This is a genomic window from Palleronia rufa (assembly GCF_000743715.1).
Lineage (GTDB): Bacteria > Pseudomonadota > Alphaproteobacteria > Rhodobacterales > Rhodobacteraceae > Palleronia > Palleronia rufa.
The window spans coordinates 1-21,421 of sequence record NZ_JQEY01000027.1 but is presented as its reverse complement, the minus strand read 5'-3'; the positions used below and the strand labels follow the sequence as shown (position 1 = coordinate 21,421).

The window sequence follows — 21,421 nt, the reverse complement described above, 5'->3', positions numbered from 1 at the left end:
CCGCCCGTACCGCGCGCCGGGCGACCCTTGCAGGAGGACCCGGGCAGTGGACATCCTTTGCGTCGGCGCAGGCTTTTCCGGGGCGGTGATTGGCCGCGCGCTGGCCGAGGCCGGCCACAGCATCACCGTGATCGACGCAAGGGACCACGTCGCCGGTAACTGCCACACGGCCCGCGATCCGGCGACCGGAGTGCTGGTCCACGAATACGGACCGCACATCTTCCACACCGGCGACCGCGAGGTGTGGGACTACGTCAACGCGCAGGCGCCGTTCCGGCCCTACCGCCACTCGGTCCGGACGACGGTGCAGGGCCGGGTCTTTTCCATGCCCCTGAACCTTCTGACCATCAACCAGTTCTTCGGCACCACCTTGCGCCCGGACGAGGCGCGCGCCTTCATCGAGAGCAAGGCGGATACCTCCATCCGCGATCCGCAGAGCTTCGAGGAGCAGGCCCTGCGGTTCGTCGGTCCCGAGCTCTACGAGGCGTTCTTCAGGGGCTACACGGAGAAGCAGTGGGGCACATCGCCCGCCAACCTTCCGGCGAGCATCCTGCAGCGGCTGCCGCTGCGGTTCTCCTACGACGACAACTATTTCAGCCACGCCTATCAGGGCATCCCGGCCGAGGGCTATTCGGCCGTCGTCACGCGCATCCTCGACCATCCCGGTATCGACCTGCACCTGTCCACCCCCTACCGCCTCGAGATGGCGGACCGGGCGGGGCATGTGTTCTGGTCCGGTCCGCTGGACGGGTTCCACGACTATGATCTGGGCCGCCTAGGCTACCGCACGCTGGATTTCGACCGGTTCGAGAAGCAGGGCGACTGGCAAGGATGCGCCGTGATGAACTACGGCGACCGCGACACGCCCCACACCCGGATCACGGAGCACAAGCATTTCGCCCCGTGGGAGAGCCATGAGATGAGCGTGCTGTTCCGCGAGGTTCCGCGCGCCTGCGGTCCGGGGGACACGCCCTACTACCCGATCCGGCTGGTCGAGGAAAAGGCGCTGCTCAGCCAGTATGTCGCGCGCGCCGCGGCGAATGAGGGCGTGACCTTCGTGGGGCGGCTGGGGACCTATCGCTATCTCGACATGGATGTGACGATCCGCGAGGCGATGGACACCGCGCGCGCGTTCCTGGCCGATCCGGGGCGAATGCCGGCCTTTGTCCACGCGCCGCTCTGACGGCGGGTGCGGCGCGGCGCGCTTCGTTGACAACCGCAGGACAGTTCCTTACCGGTCCAGGCCATCACGCGTATGAGCCCCGAGGGTCGCAGCCATGAACGCCACGATCTACGGCGCCTACCACAAGTTCGCGCCGATGATCGAAAGCGCCTCGATCCGCCCGATCCACGTGGGGCGAAGCGGCGCCGCCGCGCCGCTTTCCGGGATGATCGGCGACGACACGGGCGACCATATCTCCGACCGGAACGCCGCCTATTGCGAGCTCACCGCGCTCTACTGGGCGTGGAAGAACGACACCGACAGCAGCCATGTCGGGCTGATGCACTACCGCCGGGTGCTCGACTTCTCCCAGAGTCAATCCGGCGCCGAAGCCGAGCTGTTCCCGGGCCAGTTCCGCATCCCCGACTACGTGCAGCGCACCGAGGCCTGGCTGGCTGCGAACGGGAACGTGGACGCGGTCGTGCCGCAGCTCCATACCATGATGCGGAGCGTGCGCGATAACTACGTCCACGGCCACGGGCCCGCCGATTTCGACTACGCCCGCAACATCGTCGCCACGCACCATCCCGACTGGTTGGCGGCCTTCGATAAGGTGGCCGGCGGGGTCGAGATCCGCCTGGCCAACATGTGCCTGCTGAAGCGCGACCTGTTCGACCGCTACTGCGCGTTCCTGTTCGACGTTCTTGACCGACTCGAGGTCGCGCCGATCGACCGCATGGATTATTCCGTCAACCAGACGCGCTATCTTGGCTTCATCGCCGAGCGGCTGTTCACGGTATTCGTCCACCGGCTGCAGACCGAAGAACCGGATCTCGATATCCGCGAAGTGCATGTCCTCAACCTCAGCAACGCGCTGACAGTCCCCTATATCGCTGACGACAGCCTCAACGGGCCACGCCATGTCAATATCGCCTTCTCGGCCGATCGAGCCTATGTGCCGCATACCGCGGCGATGCTCCGCTCGGTTCTCGACCGCGCTGATGCGGCGCGGAAATACAACCTGTTCTTCCTCCATTCGGACGTGGACGCCTACGCACTAGAGCTGCTGCGCGACATGGCCGCCGACGCGGACAACGCCGTCCTGCACGAGATCCCCGTCGCCAACCGGTTCGCATCCGCGTATCGCTCGACCACGCGGGCGCCGTCGAACGCGACCTACAACAGATTCCTGCTGTTCGATCTTCTGCCCGGGGTGAACCGACTGCTCTACATGGATGTGGACATGATCGCCCTTGGCGACGTGGCGCAGATCTTCGACACGGAGATGGGTGATCACCAGATCGCCGCGGTGCCCGACTACATCATGACGCGAACCCTGACCGGACCGACCCTTCTCATCGACCCGGACGTGCCGGAACTGGGCGCCTACCAGCGCGACGTGCTGCGGCTCGAGCCGCACCACGTCCGGCGCTACTTCAACGCCGGCCTGATCCTGTTCAACTTCGCCGCGATGGACATGGAGCGCACCGGCCGCACGCTTCTCGCGCTGACCGAGACGGGCCGCTACCTGTTCCGCGACCAGGATATCCTGAACATCCATTTCAAGGACAGCTATCTGCCGCTTCCAAGCCGGATGAACACGTTCAACACCAGGGTCGCGGGCTACACCCGCGTCCCGGCCGAAAACTACCGCGCCGCGATGGCAGCGAAGCGCGATCCGCTGGTGATCCATTATGCGGCAGGCGACAACAAGCCCTGGAACGACCGCGCCGTCCCCTATGCCGAGCACTACTGGGCCGTGTTGATCCGCACGCCGTTCTATTCCGAGGTCGTCGCCGGACTCGGCGCGCCGATCCCGGGCTCCTCGGTCCGGATGCGGCTGCGGCGGCGCCTCCGCCGGCACGCGCGCGAATTGATCGATCGGTTTCCCGCCCTACGCAAGCCGACGTTTGCGCTGTGGCGCGGACTGAACGGCGGGCGGCAGCTTCTGACGGGCGGGAAGTGATGTCGGCAATCGACACGACCGACGATCTGTATCGGCCGGTTCATATCGCCGCGTCGCCCTACAAGACGGCGACATCCTCGATCGGCAGGGCCCTGATCGCCATCGGTGTCGGAACCAGCGACATGGGCTTTCGCGGCAAGCTGATGAAGCGGGTGCAACCGCTCGCGAACCGGCTCAACGCCGAAGCGGAGAGCGTCGTCGACCTGAAATCCTGGATCGGCGCAAGCGGCCCCGACCTTCGGGAACGGCTGGGCTTTCTGCTTGCCGAAATCCGCCCCCATGACGTGTTCTCGGATGCGCCCTACGGCCACGCCCACCTGCATCCCGCCATCCGCAAGGCGCTGAGTCCGGGTGCGCGGTTCATCTGGGTCCATCGCCCGTTCGAGGACTGGGTGAACAGTGTCCGCCACTGGGAAGTGACCCACCCGGACGTCTATCCCAAGCATGGCCGGTGGACCACGGACCCCGCGTCGCAGATCCTGCGCCTGCGGCGGCTCTGGGACACGCACTACGCGCGGTTCTGCCATACCGCGGACCTGTTCCCCGACGACTGTCTGGAACTCGACATCGGCGCGCTCGACAGCTACCGCGCGATCTGCGCGTTCTACCGCGTACCTGAGCCTGACACCGCGTTTCCCAAGGCGAACGTCACCGCCACGGACCGACAACCGGGCTGACAAACCCGCCGCGCTCCGCATCAAGGATCGCGGCGCTTGCCCGATCTGCCGCGCGCCTCGACCGGCGCTTGGCGGCCCGACGCGGCGATGGCGTCCGCGACCGTCCTGTGCGGTTCCGGCCATCGTGTCCGCTCCTTGACCGGGCCCTCCCTGCAGCGGCGCATGGGGCGTCAGCCGCGGACGATCTTTCCATCGACGAAATGGATGCCGCATTCGGTTTTTTCGCTCTCGGCCCAACGGCCCGCGCGGGCGTCCTCTCCCGCCGCCACGGGGCGAGTGCAGGGGGCGCAACCGACCGACGCAAAGCCCTGCGCCTTCAGCGGATGCTCCGGCAGATCGTGCTTGCGGACATAGTCCGAGACCATCTTCGGGGTCCAGTCGGCCAGCGGGTTCAGCTTGATCCACCGGTCCTGCGCCTCGAACAGCCCCAGCGTCGCGCGGGTCGCCGCTTGGTGCCGCTTGCGTCCCGTAATCCAGCAGTCGAGCGGTCGCAGCGCGTGGAGCATGGGCACGGTCTTGCGGACATGGCAGCAGAGATCCGCCTTGCGCGCGGAGAGGGTCCCGTCCGGGTCCTCGGCCGCAAGGGATTCGCGGCGCGGCCGGATGAGCTGGACGTTGCACAGGCCCAGCTCAAAGCTCAGCCGGTCGCGATAGCCGAGCGTCTCGGGGAAATGCTTGAGCGTGTCGAGAAAGATCACCGGCACGAACGGGTCGATCCGCGAAACCATGTGCAGCAGCACCACCGCCTCCGTCCCAAAGGATGAGACCAGCCCGATCCGCCCTGGAAATTCGCGCTTGATGGCGGCAGAGAGCACATCCCCGGCGGCGGCGCCTTCGTATCGGTCCGAAAGAAGCCTAGCCCTGTCGGCCGCGCCAAGCCGGGCGTTCGTCTCGTAAACGATCTGCGTCACCGGATCCGTCAAAGGGATCTCCCTGTCGATACTGGGGGGTGATGAAACGCGGGTCTGCCCCTTGTCAACCGGGGGGCGACCGAGCCTGCGACCGGGGCTGGCGGGTGGTGGCCGCCGGGCATCGGCGGGCGGCCGCCGAACCGGCGGTCAGGACCGCGAGCGGAACCAGTCCCACGTGGCGGCCAGGCCGTCCTGTAGATCCGTTTCGGGCGCGAAACCGAAGGCCTCGCGGGCCTTGGAGATGTCGCACCAGGTCGCGCGAAGTTCTCCGGGGCGGAACGGCTCGGACCGGATGTCGGGCGTCAACCCGGTCACCCGCTGCATGAGCGCGATCAGCTGCGACACCGTGGTCGGGCGGCCGCTGCCCAATTGGAACGCCCCGGTCGCGTCGCTGTCGATGGCGCGAGCAATCCCCTCCACCAGATCGTCGATATAGAGGAAATCCCGCGTCTGGCTGCCGTCGCCGTAGATGGTCAGGGGTTCGCCCGCCAAGAGACGCTTGTAGAAATACGCCACGACCGATCCCTTGTGAAAGGACCGCGGCCCGTAGATGTTCGAAAACCGCAGCGCGGCGCTGGTCAGCCCGTAGGCGCCGGCAAAGGCCGACAGATATCCCTCCATCGCCAGTTTCGACGCACCGTAGGGGGCCATCGGTTCGGCCACCATACCCTCATGCACGGGCGGCTCGACCTCTCCAAGGATGGCGCCGCCGGTCGAGGCGCCGACGACCCGCCTGACGCCGGCCTCGCGCGCGGCCTCCAGCAGGTTGAAGCTGCCGACCACGTTATTGTCGAAGTTGAACCTCGGGTTGTCGATCGAATCCATGACCCGGGTATCGGCGGCCAGGTGGACGACCACCTCCTGCCCCGCGACCACCGCAGAAAGGGCCGCGCGGTCGCGCAGGTCTCCCGCGACGAAGCGGACACCGCCCGGCAAAGCGCGCCGGTCGCCCATGACCTCGTTGTCGAAGACGGTCACGCCGAACCCGCCCCGCTCAAGCAGGTGATGCGCCAGGTTCACCCCCACGAACCCCGCCCCGCCGGTGATGAGAATATCGGTCATACTGGGTCCTTCGGTCAGATCGGGCGCTGCGGGATGCATGGTCCTCCCGCCAGCGGTTCGCAAGGCATGACCGCGCGGCCCGGCGGGGTTGTGACCTCCATCGCCAGCCGCGCGCCCGGCTGGCGCCGAAATCGCACGGCTGTCCGGAGTGACGGGGATCGCGCCGCCTGCTACGATGCGCAGCAGGCTGTCCGACCGCAAGACGGCAGGCGTTTCAACATCGACCCGGAGCGACATGGTGAGGGATCAAGGCAGACCGAGGCGTGTTCTCGTAGCAGGTATGCCGCGGTCCGGCAGCACCTGGCTTTTTAACGCCGCAAGGCTGCTCTGCGCACATTCCGGGCAAGGTGTCCAGGCGGTCTGGGTCGATGACTACGATCCCGCCGACATCCGTCCCATGCATCTGGTCAAGGTGCACCGCCCCGAACAAGCCGATACGCTTCCCTTTCTGCCCGACCGCATTCTGACGACCTGGAGGCCCTATGAGGCCTGTCTCGCGTCCCTGGTCCGCATCGGATGGTTGAACCCCGACCCGGATGCGGTGCGCGCGCGATACGCGTCCCAAAAGACGATCTACGAAGACTGGGCCGAAAGGTCGGATCTGGAGATCGATCACGCGGACATCGTCGCCGAACCGGCCGCCGCGCTGGCGAAGCTTTCCAGAAGTCTGGGACAGGCGGATGACCCGCTCCGCAATCTGGATATCGGCGAAGCTCTCGGAAACATGAAACCTCCCGAAGACGGTCCGTTCGACAAGGTCACTCTTTTGCATCCCCGCCACAGAAAACACCAAGGGGAGGTCACGAAAACGACACCGAAAGACATTCTGAGGGTCCTGGAAGGCCATTCGTGACCATGCTCCGCGACGGATCGGCCCATGAAGGGACCCGGCCGCGGAGTTTCCGGTAGCCCCCCTCTCGGCCGCGGACGCCTACGGTCCCTTCGGATCGTGACGCCGGGATGCTGTCATGCCGCCGCCTGCAGGCAGGCCATGAAGGCGTCCGCGGTGATCGCGTGGCGGCCCGCCGCCGAGGCCTGTGCCAGAAGCTCTTCGCGCATCGTAGCGACGTACCAGAAGACCTCTGCGAAATCGGCCGGGTTTGTAGCGGTCAGACGCTCCGCCGCGCCGGACAGGCTGGCCGGATAGGTCCCTGTCGTCGCAACGATGATCTTGCCGTTCCGCGCCGCCTCCATCGCCACGCCAGAGCCGCGGTTGGCGTAGCGGACCCGTTGATAGGGCAGGAAAACCGCGTCGCAGCGCGCCATCGCCATGTCGTAGTCCCTGCCGCTCATCTGGGCCGTGGAGACGTTCAGGAACCCGTAGTCGCGGCTGGCCAGGTTTTCCACGACACCGGCGATGGCGGCGGGGTAGCCGCGCTCCGGGGGCGGACAATGAACGTCGAAACGGAACGTGGCGTCAGCCTCGCCGCTTTCGGCCAGACGGTCGACAAGCGGGATGATCTGGTCGAACCCCTTCTCGAACCGCGGCGTGCCGAAGACGCCGACACGCAGCCGCGGATCGGGACGCGGGTCCGGCGCAAGAACCCGCGGCAAGGGCGGGTGGAGCTGGCCGACCGTTATGCCCAGATCCCGCGTGAGGCTCTGCGCAATCAGATGGTTCTCGCCGTGGATCCAGACACGCCCGTCGAGCGCGCCGCCAGTCCTCAGCGTTTCGACGGCGCGGCGCACATCGGGACCGATGTCGGAAAGGAACATCGTGTCCAGATCGTAGGGCGTGATGACATGCGTGCGCGGCCTGGGACCGGCCCCGTCGCACGCCATCAGGTTCGCCAGCATGCGAAAGTCCGGTGCGTTCGCCGTCGGGATCAGCATCGCGTCCCCCGGATCGGAGGCAAGATCGCACAAGGCCCGCTCGACCTGCATGGTATAGACCTGCGCATCGTCCTCAAAGATCGCCCGGGCGTGGGCTGCGGTCTCTGGATCGGGGGACCCGCAATCGTAGGGTGCATGGGAAAAGACGCCTCTGAGCGTGACCCCCGATGGCATCTTCGCCCGCGGCAGGCGAGCGTTGCAGAGCGCGACGACCTCCTCGCCCGACGCCAGGGCGGCCGTCGCAATACGCATGAACGCGTTGAAATGGTGGCTCGGGCCATCGCTCAGCGCGGGATCGAGGACGATCAGCACACCGCGCGCGCCGCACCGTCCGACGCCATTGGATGCCCCTCCGGGACGCAGATGACGTTGTCGTAGCCGTAGGCGCCGCACCCCATCAGGTCGTGCGGTTCGAGCCGTCCCTGCCGGCTCGTGAAAAGGCGATAGCCCCGGTCCACGACATGCCGCAGGATCGCTCGGCTGGTCGGCACGTTCGGATTCTGTGCTTCGATATCGCCGACCTCTATCGTGACGATGGGCCGGGCCTCGGTCAGCGTGCGCTCCATGCCACGCAGAACCTCCAGCTCGGCGCTCTCGACGTCGATCTTGATGAGCGCGGGTGCCGCGCCGCTGTCGGGGAAGACCGCATCGACCGGGCGCGCGGCGACGGTGTGGGTCGCCTGAACCGGCATGTCGTCGTTGCTGCGCGGACGCGTCCAGGAATTGTAGGCGCTGTTCGCCGCGCCGTAATCGTTGAGGACAAGCTCGCGGGCCGTGCTCCACAGCGCGATCCGGTGGCAGGTCGCGTTGCCGAGCGGCCCCAGATTCGTGCTCAGGCGCATGAAGGTCGCGGGGGTCGGCTCGAACGCATGGACATGGCCGGAGGAGCCGACGCAATTCGCCGCGATCTTGCTGAAATAGCCGACATGCGCCCCGATATCGGCAAAGATCATGCCGGGTTTCAGGTAGGACAGGACAAAGGCGGTCAGGTCCTCCTCGAAGGCGCCGAACAGAAAGAGGTTCCGGCCGACCGTCTCGGTCACGTCGACCTGCAGCGTCGATCCGTCGAACAGATGCGCGGTGGCCGACCGGGCCTGATAGGGGTTTCCCAGGCAGGCGTCGGCGGCCCGCATCCGCCCGTAGAGCCCCGATTTCCGGAACTCGGACGCCTGGCGGCGCAGCTCCCTTGCGGTTTCGAGCCTGTCGAAGCTGTCTTGCGTGGTCACCATGCCGGAATGCCTAGAATCTGCGGATGAGGTGGGGGGCGAAACGCAGCTCCTCAAGCCTCTTAGCAAGCGCGTTCGATCCTGTCAGCGGCTTGTGGAACAGAACCTCGGATATGTGGCCCCCCTTCAGGGCGTCGACAATCTCTGCCGGCAGGTTGATCTTGCCGGTCGAAGGCTGCGCACGGGCCTGGTATCCCGCGAAATGGGGCTGCCCTTCAGTCGGATGGTGGAACCGGCCGATCTGCGCGCCCTCATCGGTGCGCAGCCAGACGCGGACGATCTTCGCGCCTTCCGTCGGCACCTCTCGGGCCAGCGGCTGCTCGAACGGGGTGTTCGCAAAGACCAGGACGGTCGGCCTGTGCCTCAGATGCTCCTGTCGGCAGGTCCGCAGGAGCGGGTTGTCGAGCGTCATCCGGATATAGGCGTCCCGCGCGTCCACGCAGCGGGCCGCAAACCCCGCGGCGTCGGACCGGACGGCCGCGATGGCATCGGCGAATGCGGCATCGTCGGCGCAGGCGATGCCGTTGCCCTGGCGGATCGCCTCGACCAGCGCCGTATCGGCCGACACGAGAAGCGGCTTGAGGTTGCAGATCGCCTCCCAGACGAAGGCCGATCCGCGCAGGCCGTACACCTGCCCGTCGTAGGGCAGCAGGAACATGTCCGCCTGCCGCATCATCGCGTCGAGCGTCGCGGCGGGCACGATCTCGTCGAGCAGGATCATCCGAGGGGATCGCGCCGCGGCGCTCAGCTCGGCGTCGAGGCCGTCCATCGCGCGGGGACGCTGTGCCACGATCCTGAGCCGTTCCTCCGGGTCGCGAAGGGCGAGCATCTCGGCGATCCGGCGCAGATGCGGCCATCCCTTGTCGCGGCGGCCCCGGCCCGGCGCCACGATCCACACATCGTCGGGGCCCTTCGGCGGCAGCGTGGTCCCCCCGCCCGGCCGTGCCGCGACCGCCGGCGTTGCCGAGGCGACGATCGACCTCGTCTTGGCCACGAAAGGCGCCAGACGGGCCAGGTCCGGGGTTGCGCCTTCGTCGAACCGGTCCGGCAGGACAGCGGGCCGCAATACCGTCGCGCTGATCCGGTACTGCTGCGCGAACCGCTCCGTCATCGCGCGGGTCTCGGCGTAGAAGAAGATTTTCCGGTCGACATAGCCGGTATTGCGAAGCGCCCTGATCATCGCGGCCAACGGATAGTTTCCCAGCAGGAACTCCGCTTTCTCGAACATCAGGCCGAAATGAAAGCTCGGCCCGGTCACGCTGTCCCGGCCGACGAAATGGCGCAGCACGGCATCGACCAGGATCCGGTCCGTCATCGGCACGAACAGCGCATCGCGGTGGCCAAGGCCGTTGTCGCGGATGTAATCCGACAGCTGGCCAGAGGCGCGTTGCGAATAGCTGCCGGGCCGGCGCAGCGCGATATCCCGGGCACCCTCGCGCCGATCGCGCTCGGCCCGCAGCTTGTCATAGGCCGAATATTCGAAGACCGGGAGGAGGCCGAAGTCGTCGGACCGAAGGTCGGCGGCCGTATTGGCCAGGATGTCGACGGTGCAGCCCGCGGCACGCAGATAGGTCGCGAAGGACAGCGCGTAGCCCATGTTGTGAGAGCTGTCGCCGACGCTCTTGCAGGACGGATCGACGATCGCGACGCGCCGGGGCGGGGGCGCGGCGGCGTCGTTCTCTACGATCAGGTCGTGAAGCCTGCCCGGCCCGTCCGTCCTGACGCGCCCGCGCCGCGTGTCGCGCAGAACCGTCTCGTAGAGCGACACGTAGCGTTCGACCGTGCGCGCGGGGTCGTTCAGCGCCACCGCCCGCGTTCGGCAATAGCCCGCGACGGCCGCGCGATCGGCCTCATCGCGCCACCAGCGCAACCCGCGCGCCAGATCTTCGACATCGTAGGGGGTGGCGAGATACCCGCTCTTGCGGTGGTGCACGAGATCCACAAGACCACCGACCGCAAAGACGATCGCCGGCCGGCCGGCCGCCAGACATTCCTGGACGACCATGGCCGTGCTGTCCATTTCGGACGGAAACAGCAGCACGTCCGCGGCCAAAAGAAGGTTGGAATACCGCTGATCGTTCGCCATCCGGCAGAGGTGGCGGATCCGGTAGCCGGCGATCTCTTCGAGCCGGTCCTCGTCGCCGCCGACGATGACGAACTCCACCTCGTCCCGCGATAGGTAGCGGTCGAGATGCCGAGCCAGCAACGTCTCTATGTGGTGATACCCCTTGCGCCTCTCGCCGCCGACATAAGCGGCGAACAGGACCAGAATCCGGTCCTGGGGCAGGTCGAACGCCGCGCGGTGTTTCGCCTGCGCCGCGGCCTCGTTCGCGGGACGGCGGACATAGCGCCGCGGCAGAGGGTTCGGGATCACATGGGCATCATAGCGGCCCAGAAGCGCGGAACGATGGCTCTCCATCGCCAGGAAGCGCGACGGAGAGACCATGGTCAGGTTCAGGTCCGCGAAATGCCGCCGCTTGAGGTCCCAGATCATCCGGTCGAGATCGTGCACCTCTCCCCGGAAGGGCGGAACGACATCGTACCCGGCGCGGTGCCTCTGCGGCTCGTCCGCATTAACGTAATGCTCGGCCCCGCAGAACGGCCACATGTCCGGCATCTTCCACACGATCGGCGCGTCGATCCGGGCAAGATCGTCCAGACGAAGCGTGTTGTCGCCGATCCAGTGCAGCTGCACGATGTCGGGGCGGCGCGCGTTGATGGCCCGGCTGGCCACGGCCCCTGATATGTTGAAACTCCGGATCGACACGTCGTCGAGCCCGTAGAGCGCCTTGAAGGTCCGGTCGAGGATCTGGGCAGCGACGTGCTGGCCGCGATCCTGGGACTTGTGGAGCTCGTGAACATCGGCGTCGTCGGTGAGCTTGCGGACGACCAGCATTTCGCTGTCCACGCCCCTGGCACGCATCGCCTCATGCAGCCGATAGGCGCCGATCGCCGCACCTCCACCGTAATCGGAAGAGCAAACATGGAGTATCTTCATCCGATCGGTCCATCCAGACGGCGATGCCGTCCCGTCTAAATCAGCGCAACTTCGCGTTGTCCAGCGACGCGGCGGCTTCCTGCGTCCCGCCCTGCCCCGTCCGACGGCGCTTCAATTCAACCGAAAGGTACTCTATGGGAGGCACGACCTCCCCCCTCTCGATCCAGCGAGGCGCGCGATGAAGACGGCTCTCATCACCGGCATCACCGGCCAGGACGGCTCCTACCTCGCCGAATTTCTGCTCGCCAAGGGCTATGAGGTGCACGGCATCAAGCGCCGCGCGTCGCTTTTCAACACCCAGCGGATCGATCACATCTATGAGGACCCGCATGAGAGCCACCGGCGGCTGAAGCTGCATTACGGCGATCTCACGGACGCCTCGAACCTGACCCGGATCCTTGCCGAAGCGCGCCCGGACGAGGTCTATAACCTTGGCGCCCAGTCCCACGTCGCCGTCAGCTTCGATGCGCCCGAATACACCGCCGACGTGGGCGCGACCGGCACGCTGCGGCTGCTGGAGGCCATCCGCTTCCTCAAGCTCGAAAAGACCACGCGCTTCTACCAGGCGTCCACGTCAGAGCTCTACGGCCTTGTCCGGGAGACGCCGCAGACCGAGACGACGCCCTTCCATCCCCGCTCGCCCTACGCCGTGGCCAAGATGTACGCCTATTGGATCACCGTGAACTACCGTGAGGCCTACGGACTCTACGCGTGCAACGGAATCCTGTTCAATCACGAAAGCCCGCGCCGCGGCGAGACGTTCGTGACCCGCAAGATCACCCGCGGCCTGGCCAATATCGCCCTGGGCCTGGAGCCGTGCCTCTACATGGGTAACATTGACAGCCTGCGTGACTGGGGCCATGCCAAGGATTACGTCCGGGCGCAGTGGATGATGCTGCAACAGGACGCACCGGAGGATTTCGTCATCGCCACCGGCCGGCAGCATTCGGTGCGCGACTTCATAACCTGGTCGGCGGCCGAGATTGGGATCACGCTGGAATTCTCCGGCGCGGGCGTGGATGAGATCGCCACCGTTGCCGCCATCGGCGGCGACCGCGCGCCGCACCTGAGGGAAGGCGACGTGATCATGCGCGTCGACCCGCGCTATTTCCGCCCCGCAGAGGTCGAGACGCTTCTGGGCGACGCGGCGAAGGCGAAGTCCGTGCTGGGATGGGAGCCCGAGATCACGGCGCGTCAGATGTGCGCCGAGATGGTGGCAGAGGATCTGAAGATCGCCAGGCGCCACGCGCTTCTGAACGAGCACGGGTACAGCGTGCCCGTCACCCTGCAAAGCAGCTAGGACGCGCATGATGAAAAGCGTCATCGCAGTATCGATGCACAAGGCGGGCAGCAGTATCGCCGACCTCATCGTGACGGATTTCCTGCGGGAAAAAGGGTACCGTATTGACCGCGTGGCCCTTAGGGTCATGGAATCACCGCTTCAGGAGCCTGAGTTCTTCGCCCAGTATGCGCCGAACATGACACCGCAGGACACGTATTTCGGGATGGCGCGTCACCCCGGAACGCACGATCTGGACATGTTTGATCGATATCGCGTCGTTTCGCAGATGCGTGATCCGCGTGATTGCATCGTCTCGGCCTATTTCTCGTTTCGACAGAGCCACATCATGCCCACGGACATATCCAAGGCGCAGGAATTCGCGGCGCAGCGCTCTCGTCTGGCAACGAAGGACATCGACACCTATGCCATGGAGGCGGCTCCGAAATATCTTGCCCGATGCACCAAGATGCGGCGCATTCTGACCGACTGTCCCGATGTCCTCGCCCTCACCTACGAGTCGATGGTTCTCGATACCGAAGCCTGGCTCAACAGGATGGCCGAGTTCGTCGATCAGCCGTTGACGGAGCCGTTGCGCGCCAGACTGGGGGGCAAGATCCACTTCGCCGTCGATTCCGAAGATCCGAAACGGCACAAGCGGCAAGTCCGGCCCGGTGATCATCGTCGAAAGCTGCGGCCGGAGACGATTGAGGCGATCGACGACATCCTGAAGCCGGAACTCGACTTCTTTGGATATGCGTGTTGAAGGATGCCGCGCATGATCGGGCGGGAATGCCGTGTCCCTGTCGTCGGGACAATTCCCGGCGGGCCGGGCATCGGTCGATCCACGATAGGATGCGGGCATGGGCGATTCCGTAAAGATCTACGTCGCCGGGCACCGCGGCATGGTGGGCAGCGCCATCCTTCGCCGTCTGGAGGGCCGCGCGGCGGCAGGCGAGCCGTTGGTTCTGCTGACGCGAACCCGTGCAGAACTCGACCTGACCGACCAGAATGCGGTGCGCGATTTTATGGCCGCGGAAAAGCCCGATGCGGTGATCCTGGCCGCGGCCCGCGTCGGCGGCATCCACGCCAACGACACCTATCCGGCCGATTTCATCTACGACAACCTGATGATCCAGGCCAATGTCATCGGTGGGGCCCATGCCGCCGGCGTTACGCGGCTGCTCCAACTGGGATCGTCCTGCATCTATCCGCGCGCAGCCGCCCAGCCGATGGCAGAGGACGCGCTGCTGACCGGCCCGCTGGAGCCGACCAACGAACCCTATGCCATCGCCAAGATCGCCGGGATCAAGCTGTGCGAGAGCATGAACCGCCAGCACGGCACCGACTACCGCTCGGTCATGCCCACCAACCTCTACGGGCCGGGCGACAACTTCCACCCGGAGAATTCCCACGTCCTGCCGGCCCTCATCCGCCGCTTTCACAAGGCCGCGCGCGACGGCACCCAGACGGTGACGATCTGGGGCTCTGGCAAGCCCCGGCGCGAGTTCCTCCATGTCGACGACATGGCCCGGGCCGCGCTCTTCGTCTTCGACCTCGATTCTGCGACCTACGCCCGCCAAACGCGGCCGATGCTGAGCCACATCAATGTGGGATCTGGCCAGGACATCTCGATCCTGGAGCTGGCGCGGCTGGTGGCGCGGATCACCGGGTTCGCGGGCGACATCCGCTGCGACCCTTCCAGGCCCGACGGAACGATGCGCAAGCTGATGGATATCAGCCGCCTGACGGCCCTGGGCTGGCGGCCCGGGATCGGGCTGGAGGAAGGCGTGAAAGACACCTATCATTGGTTTCTCAAGCATCATGACCGGCTGCGTGGCTGACCCGAAGGGGGCCGTTCGCGGGAGAGTGTGGGATCCTGCGCCAAGCAGCCAGGACGTGCTTTCCGGCCCCCGCATGGATTTCCGGTCGGGTCGATCCTTGGCCACCGGTTCATACCCCACATCCGCGATCTGCCGTCCGAGCGTCTGAATGCCTTTGAACCGAAGGCCATGCCGCCAACGAAGATAAGGCCATCACGCGCCGAAGAACGCGTTGCGGATCGGACGACCGGGCGAAATCCGTGACCGGACGGCGGAGGGTCAGCATTTTCGCATGGCCGCGCTCAAACTTCTGGCCGCGATTGTCATCTACTGGAACACGGCCCGCCCGGGCGAAGCTGTCGCGCATCGCCGGCGCGCGACGCTCCCGGTCCCGCCCGAACGTCTGGCGCATACCTCACCCCTCGGGTGGGCGCACGTTCTACTGACCGGAGAATATGGCCCAAGAGGTCGTCGCCACAACTGGCTTTCGCCGCGCGACACATGAGTGGGCGAGGTGCGGGGATGATGCGTGAATTCGCTGCGGCTTCTTCCATGTCCGCTTCATCAGCATTTTGTCTTCAAGTCACGTTGGCAAAGCAGCGCCTACGCTCCTGCTATCGCGTTTTTCACGAAGCATCAGCATCGCAGGTGTGACGATCAGGGTGAGGACCGTCGCGACGACCAGGCAAACGACCGGCTTCGTCGAGAGCCTGCTGCAGCTGGTTGGCCTCGACTGGACGGTGCCTGACTTCAGCACCCTGTGCCGCCGCCAGAAGACCCTGGCCGTGAAGATACCGTATCGCGGGTCCAAGTGGCCGCTGCACCTGCTGATCGACAGCACTGGCATCAAGGTCGAGGGCGAAGGGTGCGGAGGGACCGTGGCCGCAGTGCGGCCGCGCAAGCCCGAAGCACGGAATGCTCGCAAGCATGGCGGCCCGAAACGTCGCGTCTGGCGCAAGATCCATCTGGGGATTGATGAGGAAACGCTGGAGGTTCGGGCCGTGGAGATCACGGGGAGCCACATCGGCGATGCGCCGGTGTTACCCGACCTGCTCAAACAGATGTCGACGCCCTCGGCGATCGGCAGCGTCACCGCCGACGGTGCCTGCGACACCCGCAAATGCCACGATGCCATCGCTGACCGCGGCGCTCATGCCGTCATCCCGCCCCGCAAGAACGCCAAACCGTGGACGACAGTCACCGCCGGCGCGGTCGCACGAAACGAAGCACTGCAGGCATCGCAATACCTCGGTCGTGCCCTCTGGCGACGATGGAGCGGATACCACCGCCGAAGCCGCGTCGAGACGAAGATGCACTGTGTGAAACTGCTGGGGCAGCGCCTCATGGCACGGGACTTTGACCGACAGGTTGCCGAACTGCAGGTCCGTATTGCCGTCCTGAACGGCTACACCGCCCTCGGCATATCGTTCGACCCGGGGCGACGATGGGGCTTGCCGCCATATACCACGACTTGGGCGTCAGCAGTCACCAATGCCAGGTTCTCGCAGCGTGACTGAGCCAGGAGGATGCGATCGAACGGGTCGCGGTGGAGCGGAGGCAGATCGCGAACCGCAAGATGAGGTGCCCCTAGTTTCCTAGACACCTGCCTCTTTCAGTTTCTGCTGTCTGATTTCGAAGTCAACGGGCGACAGCATGCCGTTGTTCGTGTGCTTGCGCTTCGGGTTGTAGAAGAGCTCGATGTATTCGAACACGTCCTGCCTTGCCGCTTCTCTGGTCGGATAGGTGCGACGTCTGACCCGCTCCCGTTTCAGCAACTGAAAGAAGCTTTCGGCGACCGCGTTGTCATGGCAATTGCCGCGCCGGCTCATGCTGGGTTCGAGGCCGTGCTGGCGCAGGAAGGTCTGCCATTCGCGGCTGGTGTACTGGGAGCCCTGGTCTGAATGTACCATGACCCGGTCAGTCGGCTTTCGTCGCCAGATGGCCATCAGAAGAGCTTGGAGCGCCAGATCCGTCGTCATGCGGGATTGTGCGGACCAACCGACGACGCGACGGGAGAACAGGTCGATGACGACACAGAGATACAACCAGCCTTCATGGGTCCGCAGATAGGTGATGTCGGTCACCCAGACCTGATCGGGCCGGGACGCCTCGAAGCACTGCTCCAGCCTGTTCTCGGCCACCACCGCAGGCTTGCCACCATATCGGCCGGGGCGGCGCCGATAGCCGACCTGCGCAGCGATCCCGGCCAGCGACGCCAGCCGGGCAACACGGTTCTCCGAGACCCGCTCGCCCTGGTCGCGCAGATCGTCCGTCAGCTTGCGATAGCCATAGACCTTGCCGCTGCCGGCCCAAGCCTGTCGGATCAGTTTCGTCTGACGTGCATCCTCCTGTGCGCGGTAGCTTAACGGTTCCTTAAGCCATGCATAGAACCCGCTGAAATGCACCCGCAGCACTCGGCACATGGCCCGAACGCCGAACTCTTCGCGATGCGCCCGGATGAACGCGTACTTCATTGGGACGCGCGCGCGAAGTACGCCGTTGCCTTCTTTAGAATGTCGCGCTCCTCGGTCACGCGAGCCAGCTCTCGCTTCAGACGCCGGTTCTCGGCTTCATGATCCACGCCGGGCTTTGAAACCGGTTCCGCGAACAACTTCAGCCACTTGTAAAGAGAATGCGTGCTGACGCCCAAACGCTGCGATACCTCCCGCACCGGATAACCGCGCACCGTGATCTGATGCACCGCATCCTGTTTGAACTCGTCGCTGTAATTGCTTGTCCCCATCTCGGCCTCCTCGCCTCAAAGTTAGGGGGCAAAGCGTCTACAAATCTAGGGGCACCTCAATACTCCGACCTCCGGCGTCCGCGTGGCGCGGAGAACCGGCGGCTGTCATCGCCCGGCTCGGAAAAGCCCGGCTGACCGTCTCGGACCACGGCAGCGAGCTCGCGTCGAACGCCATGCCGCCATTGGCCGCCACGCTTGCCTGCGCTCCATTCGCCCTTCCCGGCAGCGCGTTGCGCGAAACCGATGCTCACCGCAAGCGTCCTCTGACGGCCGGACAAGGTGCTGAAATCCGGCGCCACCCGGTCCGGACCCGTCAGCAGAGGTCTTCAACGAAGCCTGCCGTCTGGTGAAGCGCCCTTCCGAAGCAGTTTCACGGTCGGGCAAGCCCGGATCGCGGCACCACTGAACAGACGCGATCTGCCCCGTTCCGGAGGGGTCGGCACCTCAGTTCACCTCGCGATCGAACCAGATCGGCCGCGACACGCGGCGCTTGGGCGCCTTCCGGCAGGCAGTCCTGTCCGTCGTCGGCAGTCGATGTCGCTTCTCTCATGCGGGCCTTTTTTCGTGTGACGTCGCCCCGCGAAGCCACAACATCCTGATAAGGAGTTATACTCCGGCAGCTGCTCCTCATGGCGGATAGCGGCGAAATCCTGTTGCCGGTGCGATCACCTCTTGACCCTCGGTGCCCACAAACTTAACCCGGACAGGCCCTTGGCGAGTTGGCGGAGTGGTTACGCAGCGGATTGCAAATCCGTGTACACCGGTTCGATTCCGGTACTCGCCTCCAAATCTTTTCAAGCACTTAGCTGCCTCCTTCCTGTTCACCGTCGCGAGCGTTTACAGGTACGTTTACAGTTTGGCCGTCGCGGTGCCGCTTTTCGCGCTTCAGGAGATCGAGAACCTCGGCACTTTCGGCGGGCGAAACGGCGGCATAATGCTCGATTACTGACGCCGCGTATCGTAGCGACCAGCCCATATGGTTGGCGATCTGGTTCAAGCTCAGGCCCGCACGTAGAAGCCGCGTTGCGGCGGTCCCTCTTGTGTCCTGAAGACGCAAGGACGGATCGCTGATCCGGTCCACGATGCGGTCACGGTACCGAGCAATTGCCCGGCTCGCCGCGATGGAATTCAGCGGGACGCCCCGGTTGTTTGTCAGCAGAACAAGTTGACTTGGTGGCGTGGCGTCTAAGAGAGATTGCAGCTCAGGCGTGACAGGGATGTGGGCTACCCGGCCCCGCTTCTGGGTCCTAACGGCTTTGTTGCGCAAAGACTGGGTGAGGGATTCATCTCGTGAATCCAGCGTGGTAGCTGTCCTGCATGAGCAGACCGATCCCGCCGAGCTACAAGACAAAGAACTGGCCGGCCTACAACGAAGCGCTGAAGCAGCGTGGTTCCCTGACGATCTGGTTCGATCCGGACATGGTCTGGGTGCCGCCGCCGACCGGCAAGCGAGGCCGGCAGCCGTTATATAGCGACGCCGCGATCCAGRCATGCCTGACGATGAAAGTCCTTTTCGGCATGGCGCTCCGACAGACGACCGGGTTCATTGAAAGCCTCCTGCGCCTGGTCGGCCTCGACTGGGCGGTGCCCGACTTCAGCACACTGAGCCGGCGCCAGAAGACCTTGTCCGTGACTATTCCCTACCGCGGCTCAGATGGGCCGCTGAACCTGTTGATCGACAGCACCGGCATCAAGGCAGAGGGTGAAGGCGAGTGGAACGCCCGCAAGCATGGCGGCGCGAAACGCCGTCTATGGCGCAAGATCCACATCGGCGTCGACGAACRSACGCTGGAGATCCGAGCCATCGAGATCACCGGAAGCAACGTCGGGGACGCGCCCATGCTGCCCGAGTTGCTCAACCAGATCCCCGCCGGCGTGGAGATCGGATCGATCAYCGCTGACGGAGCCTACGATACGCGCAAGTGCCATGACGCCGTCGCCGACCGCGGCGCCCATGCCGTCATACCGCCGCGCAAGAATGCCAAGCCGTGGAAGCCATCAACCCCAGCCGCCATTGCCCGGAACGAGGCTCTGCGCGCATCGAGATACCTCGGCCGCGCCATCTGGCGAAAATGGAGCGGATACCACCGCCGGAGCCGCGCCGAGACGAGACGAAGATGCATTGCCTGAAGCTACTGGGGCAGAGCCTCATGGCGCGCGACTTCGATCGCCAGGTCGCCGAACTTCAGATCCGCGCCGCCGTGCTGAACGGCTACACCGCGCTCGGCATACCCATCACAGAGCCTGTGGGATAAGTGCGTCCGGGGAAAGGGGAAGTCCGGGATTTACGGTCTTTGCGCAACAAAGCCCCAGCAAAGTCGTCTGTCTCTATCGAAGCTCGGTGGAGCCGCGCGAACCGCGTGAGCGCGAGACCGAGAGATGCTTGCTCGTGAGGTCCCCAGTTAAGCGGCGTCGTACCGAGGGCCAGAGGATGCTCGCCATCGGCTATCCGTTGGATGCGGTCTGGCACCCGGTTCCGACTTTTCCAGGTGGAAATGGTGCTTTGGCCAACCATGAGGTAGCGGGCGAGTTCAGCTTCGTTTTGAGCGCCAAAGCGTCTCTTCAGCTTGTCGATCGTGCTTTCGACGACGCCGCCCATCGCAATACCTCACGATGTTCACAATCCGAAGTACATACTTCACATGCGAAGTCTGAGAAACTCCTGTGTTCGATGTGAATACTAACCCGTCCCCTGAGCTTTTGAAAGCGGTCCGCGCGGTCTTGGTGCTGCGCGGAAGCTCGCTAAGCCAGTGGTCAGCCGAAAACGGCGTAAAGCTTCAGAATCTCACCAAAGCATTGCTTGGCGACTGGGATGGGCCCCGCGCCCAGGAACTTCGACATCGCATCATTTCAGACCTGTTCGGAGACGAGCCGGATGCAGGTTAAGGTCCGGGAATTGCTCGGTGTTGGTCGAATACCGGCACATCGAACGTCAGCATCAGAATGGCTAAGGCGCTCAGCTATCCATACCGGAACCGGCATCGGCAATGGCGGGTCCTGCGAAACCGTTCGCCTTGCCGACCTTCCCCAGCCGGAGCGTCGGGCGTATCTCGACCGCTAGGCCGAAGATGCCGGAGTCGAGCCGGGCGCGCATGACGACACTGCCCATATCGAGCTGTTGAAGGCGCCCTTGAAGGCGCAGGAGAGAGCGCATGACAGCGCCGTGAAGCTCCTGTTCATCGTGAAGCGGGAGAGCGTCGACCTGACCTGGCCGGAGATCGAGGAAGCCGGCCGGAAGACCTTCGGAGCCTTCCCATCGCGCAACACGGTGAAGGACTGGAAGCGCCGGACAGACGGCATCGCGCCCGCGAACTGGGCGCCCGCGCTGGCGCCGAGCTGGTCGGGCGGCGGCGTCGGCGATCCGGTCTCGGCCGAGGCTATGGCTCGGATGCTGGACCTGATGAAGCTGTCGGGCAAGAACCGGAGCGGCTGGTCGCTCAAGCACGCGCATCGGATGGTCGCCGAGGAGGCCGCGCGCAAAGGCTGGGACTGGCCGAAGCTGCACACGGTACGGCGGCACTGGAACGCCCTCGACCCGAACGAACGGCTCTTCGCCACGCTCGGAGAAGAGCGGTTCACTGACCGCATTCACATGCACCAACCCCAGCACAGCGGGAGCATGGCTGCGATGGATGCCGTCCACGGCGACGGCCGCGAGTTCAAGGTGCGKGTCCGCTGGCCGGATGGATCGGTCGGGTGCCCCTGGGTGGTCGCCCTGGTGGATTACGCCAGCCGCAGGAC

16 protein-coding genes, 1 tRNA gene and 3 pseudogenes are annotated in these 21,421 nt (G+C 65.1%); 12 read left to right on the top strand and 8 right to left on the bottom strand.

Annotation, left to right across the window (positions count from 1 at the left end):
• Nucleotides 1-46: 46 nt before the first annotated feature.
• From KW83_RS18550 to KW83_RS18540, 3 genes are all read left to right on the top strand, one after another.
• Nucleotides 47-1,183 (top strand): UDP-galactopyranose/dTDP-fucopyranose mutase family protein, encoded by a 1,137-nt coding sequence (locus tag KW83_RS18550; protein WP_036182053.1) that lies wholly within the window; start codon nucleotides 47-49, stop codon nucleotides 1,181-1,183.
• A 94-nt stretch (nucleotides 1,184-1,277) separates the two neighbouring features.
• Nucleotides 1,278-3,128: a DUF4422 domain-containing protein gene (locus KW83_RS18545; RefSeq protein WP_036182051.1), complete on the top strand. Its 1,851-nt coding sequence runs from the start codon at nucleotides 1,278-1,280 to the stop codon at nucleotides 3,126-3,128.
• Nucleotides 3,128-3,805, top strand: a complete 678-nt coding sequence (locus KW83_RS18540; RefSeq protein WP_036182049.1) for a hypothetical protein — start codon at nucleotides 3,128-3,130, stop codon at nucleotides 3,803-3,805. Before KW83_RS18545 ends, KW83_RS18540 begins: the two co-directional genes overlap by 1 nt.
• 170 nt (nucleotides 3,806-3,975) lie before the next feature.
• Here the strand turns inward: KW83_RS18540 and KW83_RS18535 are convergent, their stop codons facing one another.
• A complete protein-coding gene (locus tag KW83_RS18535) occupies nucleotides 3,976-4,716 on the bottom strand; it encodes a phosphoadenylyl-sulfate reductase (protein WP_152563657.1) in 741 nt (246 codons plus the stop codon).
• A gap of 147 nt (nucleotides 4,717-4,863) precedes the next feature.
• Entirely contained in the window at nucleotides 4,864-5,778 is a 915-nt protein-coding gene (locus KW83_RS18530) for an NAD-dependent epimerase/dehydratase family protein (RefSeq protein ID WP_036182047.1), read from the bottom strand.
• A 148-nt stretch (nucleotides 5,779-5,926) separates the two neighbouring features.
• Between KW83_RS18530 and KW83_RS21075 the strand changes: the two genes are divergently transcribed.
• A complete protein-coding gene (locus KW83_RS21075; RefSeq protein WP_161785534.1) occupies nucleotides 5,927-6,631 on the top strand; it encodes a sulfotransferase family protein in 705 nt (234 codons plus the stop codon).
• 113 nt (nucleotides 6,632-6,744) lie between these two features.
• Here KW83_RS21075 and KW83_RS18520 read toward each other — a convergent pair whose 3' ends face one another.
• Genes KW83_RS18520 through KW83_RS18510 form a run of 3 tightly spaced genes read right to left on the bottom strand, consistent with a single transcriptional unit; the run spans nucleotide 6,745 to nucleotide 11,835 of the window.
• A complete protein-coding gene (locus KW83_RS18520; RefSeq protein WP_036182044.1) occupies nucleotides 6,745-7,923 on the bottom strand; it encodes a hypothetical protein in 1,179 nt (392 codons plus the stop codon).
• On the bottom strand, nucleotides 7,917-8,840 hold the full coding sequence (locus tag KW83_RS19425; protein WP_051928663.1) for an FkbM family methyltransferase: 924 nt from the start codon (nucleotides 8,838-8,840) through the stop codon (nucleotides 7,917-7,919). The genes KW83_RS18520 and KW83_RS19425 overlap by 7 nt, the downstream gene beginning before the upstream one ends.
• 10 nt (nucleotides 8,841-8,850) lie before the next feature.
• Nucleotides 8,851-11,835, bottom strand: a complete 2,985-nt coding sequence (locus tag KW83_RS18510) for a glycosyltransferase (protein WP_036182042.1) — start codon at nucleotides 11,833-11,835, stop codon at nucleotides 8,851-8,853.
• 178 nt (nucleotides 11,836-12,013) lie between these two features.
• Between KW83_RS18510 and gmd the strand changes: the two genes are divergently transcribed.
• From gmd to KW83_RS18490, 5 genes and pseudogenes are all read left to right on the top strand, one after another.
• Nucleotides 12,014-13,135, top strand: coding sequence for a GDP-mannose 4,6-dehydratase (gene gmd / locus KW83_RS18505; RefSeq protein ID WP_036182040.1), 1,122 nt, complete (start codon nucleotides 12,014-12,016; stop codon nucleotides 13,133-13,135).
• Between the two features lie 10 nt (nucleotides 13,136-13,145).
• Nucleotides 13,146-13,880: a sulfotransferase domain-containing protein gene (locus tag KW83_RS18500; protein WP_036182038.1), complete on the top strand. Its 735-nt coding sequence runs from the start codon at nucleotides 13,146-13,148 to the stop codon at nucleotides 13,878-13,880.
• Nucleotides 13,881-13,977: 97 nt separating this feature from the next.
• Entirely contained in the window at nucleotides 13,978-14,958 is a 981-nt protein-coding gene (gene fcl, locus KW83_RS18495) for a GDP-L-fucose synthase (RefSeq protein WP_036182036.1), read from the top strand.
• Between the two features lie 190 nt (nucleotides 14,959-15,148).
• A pseudogene (locus tag KW83_RS20265) lies at nucleotides 15,149-15,442 on the top strand (Tn3 family transposase); the annotation flags it as partial.
• A gap of 175 nt (nucleotides 15,443-15,617) precedes the next feature.
• Nucleotides 15,618-16,454 (top strand): annotated as a pseudogene (locus tag KW83_RS18490) (IS5 family transposase); the annotation flags it as partial.
• Nucleotides 16,455-16,532: 78 nt separating this feature from the next.
• On the opposite strand, the gene KW83_RS18485 reads toward KW83_RS18490, so the two are convergent.
• Nucleotides 16,533-17,680 (bottom strand): IS3 family transposase gene (locus tag KW83_RS18485; RefSeq protein WP_152563524.1). Its coding sequence is split into 2 segments (ribosomal slippage): nucleotides 16,533-17,437 and nucleotides 17,437-17,680, totalling 1,149 coding nucleotides; the frame shifts between segments, so codons are not numbered across the junction.
• A 713-nt stretch (nucleotides 17,681-18,393) separates the two neighbouring features.
• On the opposite strand from KW83_RS18485, the gene KW83_RS18475 reads away from it, so the two are divergent.
• Nucleotides 18,394-18,467, top strand: a tRNA-Cys gene (locus KW83_RS18475).
• A gap of 530 nt (nucleotides 18,468-18,997) precedes the next feature.
• Nucleotides 18,998-19,935, top strand: a pseudogene (locus tag KW83_RS18470) (IS5 family transposase).
• On the opposite strand, the gene KW83_RS22075 reads toward KW83_RS18470, so the two are convergent.
• Together KW83_RS22075 and KW83_RS21070 are read right to left on the bottom strand one after the other, a co-directional pair.
• Nucleotides 19,893-20,279, bottom strand: a complete 387-nt coding sequence (locus tag KW83_RS22075) for a helix-turn-helix domain-containing protein (RefSeq protein ID WP_081904708.1) — start codon at nucleotides 20,277-20,279, stop codon at nucleotides 19,893-19,895. The pseudogene KW83_RS18470 and the gene KW83_RS22075 overlap by 43 nt on opposite strands.
• A gap of 357 nt (nucleotides 20,280-20,636) precedes the next feature.
• A complete protein-coding gene (locus tag KW83_RS21070) occupies nucleotides 20,637-20,834 on the bottom strand; it encodes a hypothetical protein (RefSeq protein WP_036182034.1) in 198 nt (65 codons plus the stop codon).
• 9 nt (nucleotides 20,835-20,843) lie between these two features.
• Here KW83_RS21070 and KW83_RS18455 point away from each other — a divergent pair.
• Nucleotides 20,844-21,421: hypothetical protein (locus tag KW83_RS18455; protein WP_036182032.1), on the top strand; the 578-nt coding region annotated here is incomplete at its 3' end.

Coding starts and splice junctions, on each gene's coding strand:
- KW83_RS18545 (WP_036182051.1), top strand. CDS start 1,278: ATGAACGCCACGATCTACGGCGCCTACCACAAGTTCGCGCCGATGATC.
- KW83_RS18540 (WP_036182049.1), top strand. CDS start 3,128: ATGTCGGCAATCGACACGACCGACGATCTGTATCGGCCGGTTCATATC.
- KW83_RS18530 (WP_036182047.1), bottom strand. CDS start 5,778: ATGACCGATATTCTCATCACCGGCGGGGCGGGGTTCGTGGGGGTGAAC.
- KW83_RS19425 (WP_051928663.1), bottom strand. CDS start 8,840: ATGGTGACCACGCAAGACAGCTTCGACAGGCTCGAAACCGCAAGGGAG.
- KW83_RS18510 (WP_036182042.1), bottom strand. CDS start 11,835: ATGAAGATACTCCATGTTTGCTCTTCCGATTACGGTGGAGGTGCGGCG.
- gmd (WP_036182040.1), top strand. CDS start 12,014: ATGAAGACGGCTCTCATCACCGGCATCACCGGCCAGGACGGCTCCTAC.
- KW83_RS18500 (WP_036182038.1), top strand. CDS start 13,146: ATGAAAAGCGTCATCGCAGTATCGATGCACAAGGCGGGCAGCAGTATC.
- fcl (WP_036182036.1), top strand. CDS start 13,978: ATGGGCGATTCCGTAAAGATCTACGTCGCCGGGCACCGCGGCATGGTG.
- KW83_RS22075 (WP_081904708.1), bottom strand. CDS start 20,279: ATGGGCGGCGTCGTCGAAAGCACGATCGACAAGCTGAAGAGACGCTTT.
- KW83_RS21070 (WP_036182034.1), bottom strand. CDS start 20,834: ATGCGCTCTCTCCTGCGCCTTCAAGGGCGCCTTCAACAGCTCGATATG.